The following is a 421-nucleotide window of genomic DNA, read 5'->3' on the forward strand; positions in this document are numbered from 1 at the left end:
AGCCAAAATCCGCAGATAAATCCTATAGGTTTAGATATGCAGGAGGTCGTCCTGAAAACTTTCTGTTTGGATTATCAGATGCTAAAGCAGGTCATACATCACTTTTAAATGAGGAAGCGAAGAAAGATATTGATGATACTACAAGGAAATCTAATATTAAATTAGATCAGGTGGTTTTATGTAGTGGAGAGCGTGATGCATTAAATATGGCTTCATTTGGTTATTATGTTGTTTGGAAGAATTCTGAGACTGCAATCCTCACCAAGCAACAATATAAGACATTAAAGGGATTAACTGGAAATTCTTGCCAAACTGACCCACCTATTCCTATTATATTGACCCAGTAAATCCTATTTAAACTGACCCACCTATTCTTGTTTAAATTGACCCACCCCCAAAAGTGTGTGTATTAAATAACTTG

General features: G+C 35.6%; 1 protein-coding gene. It reads left to right on the top strand.

What is annotated here, in order from left to right; translation table 11 throughout:
* Positions 1-347, top strand: a 347-nt coding sequence (locus FOF46_RS32130) for a hypothetical protein (protein WP_167572043.1), incomplete at its 5' end; no start/stop codon positions are given.
* Positions 348-421: the final 74 nt, after the last annotated feature.

Source organism: Aquimarina algiphila, assembly GCF_007489275.1.
Lineage (GTDB): Bacteria > Bacteroidota > Bacteroidia > Flavobacteriales > Flavobacteriaceae > Aquimarina > Aquimarina algiphila.